At 61.5% G+C, this 5,388-nt stretch carries 3 protein-coding genes; 2 read left to right on the plus strand and 1 reads right to left on the minus strand.

The genetic code is table 11. From position 1 onward, the window contains the following. On the plus strand, nucleotides 1-415 hold a 415-nt coding region (locus tag AB0N17_RS45075), incomplete at its 5' end, for an IclR family transcriptional regulator C-terminal domain-containing protein (protein ID WP_366017502.1). Nucleotides 416-434: 19 nt separating this feature from the next. Here the strand turns inward: AB0N17_RS45075 and AB0N17_RS45080 are convergent. Continuing rightward, on the minus strand, nucleotides 435-863 hold the full coding sequence (locus AB0N17_RS45080) for an ATP-binding protein (protein WP_366017504.1): 429 nt from the start codon (nucleotides 861-863) through the stop codon (nucleotides 435-437). A 1,161-nt stretch (nucleotides 864-2,024) separates the two neighbouring features. On the opposite strand from AB0N17_RS45080, the gene AB0N17_RS45085 reads away from it, so the two are divergent. After that, a complete protein-coding gene (locus tag AB0N17_RS45085) occupies nucleotides 2,025-3,698 on the plus strand; it encodes a PucR family transcriptional regulator ligand-binding domain-containing protein (protein ID WP_366017503.1) in 1,674 nt (557 codons plus the stop codon). Nucleotides 3,699-5,388 lie beyond the last annotated feature (1,690 nt).

Here is a 5,388-nt window from a genome sequence, read left to right on the forward strand (position 1 = left end):
CGTGACGCAGACCTCAGCAGGACGCGTCCTCATCTCTGACTGGGACGAGAGCGTGGTGCGCGCGTCTTTCACCGATGACATGATGCAAGAGGCTCCTGCGACACAACGCCTGCGTACGGTCGACGCACTGGTCAACGAACTCAGACTGATCCGCACGATGGGTTATGCGAAGATCGATGGTGAGCTGGAGGAAGGTCTGGTAGGCGTCTCTGCTCCGGTACGCGACTTCCGGGGCCGTTTGATTGCCGCAGTCAATGTCGGCGCCCCCCGCAACCGTCTCCAGAATCAGCTGGATGCCGCGGGGAGACTCACCCTCCGATGCGCCACACAATTGTCACGCACTCTCGGATATTCGAGTGCATCCATCGACGCCACCGCTGAAAACGTCGATGCGACACTGCACGCCGGGGCCTGAGCTCCACCACTCTCGCCTTTCAGGGCTGCCCAGGCGCATTAAGGACAGCCTGGACTGTTTTACCCGACTGCTCCCTCTGTACCTGCACCTCGTGGCTGAGGCAGGCAACAATGCCAAGCCCATAACCACCACATGGCAGTGACACGTCCGGTTCCATGGTCTCCGTGCGAACAACGACGTCTTCCAGACACGAGGACGTATCCCACACCTCCACTATGCAGGTCTCGCAACCCGTGGTGCGCAATCTGACTCTGCATGGTCCCGGTGCATGGCGGCAGGCATTTGACACCAGCTCACTGACGACCAGCGCAACGTCATCCTCAATGATGGACCAGGGGGCCCCGGCTTTTTCAATGAAGAGATGAGATGCGCCGCGAGCCTCAGGAACGGAGCTTGCATCCCCTTGGAGCCACAGTTCCATCGCCGTGTCCGGTGTGAATCCACTCATCCCGATCACTCCCAGGATTTCGCCGATCGATGGTTCTGCTGTGTTCGAAGCTACGCTCGGCGCCTGATTTCGAGCAATCACGATTGTCTGAATCGCAACTGATGTCCATGACGTGCGCTCTGTCGCGTTCCTACCTTCTGGGTTCGTTGTCCATCCGGCCTCCGGAGTCGGCACGATCGGTTTCGTGCCGACCCCAGATCTGGCCTCTGCAGCCGCCCCCACCTGGCCGGCCGCCCAGCGGCCGGACACGGCCAGACTGCTCGCCTGAAAGCTCTCTCATGTGACCGGCCGCTCGACTCGGGGCCCACGCGCTCCCTCACCTGGGCAGCCGAGCACCGCCCCATGCCAGTCGCCATCGAAGCCCCCGGCCTTCTTCCTGTCCTTCACAGTGCGGCCGCCCCGGCTATGCCCCGGCCCGCTTCGACAGAACATCCGCATGGAAGCACGGAAGGTGAGCTGACGACGTTCCCAGCGAGCCGTTACAACCGGCTGACAACCCGATAGGCCCTGCGACTACCCGGGTTGGCCCTGCCCGCAGCTTCGACCGCGGCGCCGACATCAAAGCCTCGACTGAACGACCACCGTCTCCCTGCCAAGTTCTACGGCTTTGTCAAAGCCGCTACAAACGTGGCCGGTTGGCGCACGCAAGGGGGCAGCGGAATGGATCGTGATGCGTGGACTGTGGGAGCCCCGCACTCCTGTCAACGTCCGCGTCTGGGGTGTCGCCGCATCTAGTCGGCGGAACGGCGGGGGTGGGGGACGCGGGCAGTCCGTGCACGGAGGTTGAGTGCGCTGTACATCCGAGCCCGCTTGTCTGCGAGCCTCAAACTAGGCGTGACAAAGACGACCGTACCGGTCTGAATGCACACCACTGTGTAGAGTCGGCCTATACGCTGCACTTTATACGTACCACTCATGACAACCTCGGTTGCTCCCGTGTGGGTGGGCGGGCGTAAACGCACGGTATGGGAGCGCTTCATCGCGGCCTATTGAAGTTGCCCGGGTTGCACCGCGAGGGAGGTGTTGCAACCTCGGCAACTCTGGTTGGAACAGTCGATCACGGTTCCTACGCTATGTCCCTGCCAAAGCGCTCAGGGGGCGTCGTCACTGCGACCTGCCGAGTGTGGATCGGAGCCGAGCGGGGCGTAGTTGGAGCGAAACATGCTGACGGTGGCGGATGTGCTCGGCCTGGAAGTCGTAGCGCGAAGTGCGCCCAAAGTAGTGGCTGGAGGGGGCCTCGCAGCCCCGGTCCGGTGGGTTCACATCAACGAAATGGTGTGGCCCGGCCAAATAACCAAGACGGAGCAATTGATCCTCACCTGTGGCCTCACTCTTCCGAGCGACGACCACGAGATTGATACACTCTTTGCGGCACTGGCGAGTGCCCGTGTGTCCGGCCTGGTAATTATGCTAGGTCCTCGATATGTCACGATGCTGCCGTCCGAACTGATCAGCGCAGCAGACCGCCATGGTGTTCCGCTGGTGGCACTGGAACTACCTGCCCACCTGAATGAAATTGCCGAATCTGTCAATCTCATTATCGCCGACGAGCGATTGGAGGTTTTGGCGGCGGCAGAAGAGGTTCACCACATTTTCACGGAACTCGCTCTCGAAGGCGCCAGTCCATGGGAAGTCGTACACCAAATTGCGCTCTTTTCCCGACGACCGGTAGTGCTTGAGAACCTAGCTCATCAAATGCTCGCCTACGATTCCGCAAATGATGATCCGGCCGACCTGCTTGCGGGCTGGGAGGAGCAGTCCCGCCAGATTTCTCATGGGACGAGTGACGCCGAAGAGCGCGGCTGGCTGACTGCCCCGGTTGGAGCACGGGGTAAGGACTGGGGACGCCTTCTCATGCTGCCCGCAGCGGAGAGAGAGCCGGTCTCGAAGGGAGCCGCCGGTGCCGCTCGTTCGGAGATTTCGTCCCTTATACTGAAAAGGGGAGCGGAGACTCTGGCACTTAACCAACTCATCGGTGCCAGCCAAGAATACGTCGAACGGCAGGCACATGCCGCCTTGCTCAGGAGCATTCTGACGCATTCGCTGACGGCCAAGGAGGTAGCATTGCGCTCGCGCGCCATGGGACTTCCGCTCGAGAATTCCCAACTCCTCGGAGTCGTCGTCCGCCAGCGTCGTAGTAACAGGCCGTCGCGCGCAGATGTGCGTTGTCTCGAAGACGTCGTTGTTACAGCGCTGCAAGGGCAGCGCATCCGTGCTCTCACAGCAGCGCTGGACAATGGTGTCGTTGCCGTACTCATGACGGCAAAACCTCAAGATGATGCGACGAGTATCATCGAATCATTTTCCCGCACTCTTCACGGACTGGCCAAAGAGTGTTTCGGTTACCTCAATCCCGACAGCCAAAAGGAACCTGAGCTCATCATCGCTGTAGGCCCATCCGTCAGCTCCATCTACGACGGACGACGCAGTCTGACAGCGGCTCTGCAGGCCCTGGGTGTGGCGATGAGAAGTGACCACCCGATCAGCAACCGGCCTTACGTGAGAACGCAGGACATGCGGCTGACAGGCTTGCTGCGCCTTCTGCGCGACGACAGCCGTTTGCAGAGCTACATCGAGAACGAGATCGGCCCGTTGCTTGAATACGACGCTCGGCACGGTACCCGTCTCACGTCCGTACTGGCCTGCTATCTCGACGTCGGACGGAACAAGACTGCCGCAGCCGAAGCTGCGCAGATGTCACGCCCGTCACTGTACGACCGCCTGGAGCGCATCGAGCGCATCCTCTCCGTGGACCTCGATGACCCACGGTCTTGCCTTTCCTTGCAGGTGGCTACCCAGGCTCTTCAAGTGGTCAGGCAGCAAGGCGCGTTGTAGCACGCCAGCCGAGAGTGTCGAAGTTGCGCTCGCAGGACGGGCCCGTTAGCAAGGGCCCGGTCTGCGTGCTGGCGGATTCACTCGTTGTCCTCGGGGTGAGGCACCCGGGCCGGCCAACGTCCTGACTTGGCAGCTGTCGTCACTCACGCATCGGCCGGGGGCTCGACGGCATCCTGTCACAACATTTAAAGCGCCCGCCTTTCAGAATAGGACAATTCCGCATAAGTCAACTGACGCCACTTGGGTGAGCCCATGATCGCGCGCCGAGCAGCAAATTCAACCTGACAGGCTGCCTTCACGTACGGGTCCTCCCACGCGGTTGGGCCGTGCGGATTGTTCTCGCGATAGTCGCGGATGGCCTGCATCCGTTCATAGGCTGCGGCGGACCATTCCAGAACCAGAGGCCCGGCATCGTGGCATGGGTGGTGGAAAAACGGCGTCCGGCACCCTCTCCGTGCCCCAGGGGCAAACGATTCGCCTGGCATATGGCTGCTTCTACACCCCCGCCACCCACTTTGGCACGCATTTGATGCAGTTCGTAAAATGCTTGTACAACTTGCGGCAGTACGCCCGTAATAATCGCTGCGCTATCGCCGTCCGTACCGGGTGCTGCAGGGCCCGCCTCTTGCTTCTGCGGCGAGCGTGCCAGGCGCCGCCTGACTTGGAACCATCACGGGGCCAATTCCGGCCGGGAACAGCCGGTGCGACTGCTTAGCGCGCAACGGTCCCCCGATGAGCTGTCCACCTCACGGCTTGAGCCGCTTGCAGCGGTCGGCGAGAGGAGCAGATAACAGACCGGCCTCAACAGCATGCACGCTGAACATCCATCACCATTAGATGTTGTGTCAGCTGTCTTTGCTGTGTAGGGGTGTCTCTCGCTGGTGCGAGCACTGGCGAAAATGGAACTTTAGTAGACGAACAGTGCGCATGGAGGAAATGTGTTTTTTTCGGACAAGCCAAGACGGCGAAGGGGCGCTGCGTCCATTGCTGCGGCAGTGGGGATACTTGGTTTGGGGCTTGGTGCCGGTCCGGCCGCTGCGCATGTTCCTGCCTGGACAGTCACCTGCTCAAAAGTGACCATTCACCTCAGTAACTACAATCCCGACACGCTCAATGAAGTGACCCTTACAGCTGGCGACGAAACGCTTCTGCCCACCCGGTCATTCCAGAGCGATTTTGATATCACTTTGGATCTTCCCCAGCATTCCACGGCTCTGCCAGTGCACCTGGTCGTAAAGGCTGGTGACGATCAAAGGTACTCGCGTGACGAGACGGAGGTGGCGCCCGCATGCGGCTCCCCTTGCCCCTCGACCGCTCCCCCCACCCAGCCAGCTCCCCCCACCCAGCCAGCTCCGCCCACCCAGTCGGCTCCACCCACCAAGCCGGCACCGCCAACTCAGTCGGCTCCACCCACCAAGCCGGCACCGCCGACTTCGGCCCCTCCCTCGAAGACGCCTTCCAGGACACACCCGCCGAGAGCGACGGATACCCCCCGTGCTGCGGTCCCGCCCGCTAAGACCCCTCAGGCGCCAGTGCCCTCCCCCTCCTCTCACCTCGCTGAAACTGGCGCCTCGGGGGCTCTGCGCGCCGCAGCCGGAGTAGCTGCGGGGGCTGTAATCATCGGTGGGAGCCTTTTGATCATCTTCCGAAGGCGTCGGCCTCGCGGCTGAACGGGAGACGTTGAAGGAAG

It is taken from the genome of Streptomyces sp. NPDC051133, assembly GCF_040682635.1.
Taxonomy (GTDB): Bacteria; Actinomycetota; Actinomycetes; order Streptomycetales; family Streptomycetaceae; genus Streptomyces.

What these genes read in the sequence shown, in the direction of transcription:
- AB0N17_RS45080 (WP_366017504.1), bottom strand. Translation starts at nt 863, where the DNA reads ATGAGTGGATTCACACCGGACACGGCGATGGAACTGTGGCTCCAAGGG.
- AB0N17_RS45085 (WP_366017503.1), top strand. Translation starts at nt 2,025, where the DNA reads ATGCTGACGGTGGCGGATGTGCTCGGCCTGGAAGTCGTAGCGCGAAGT.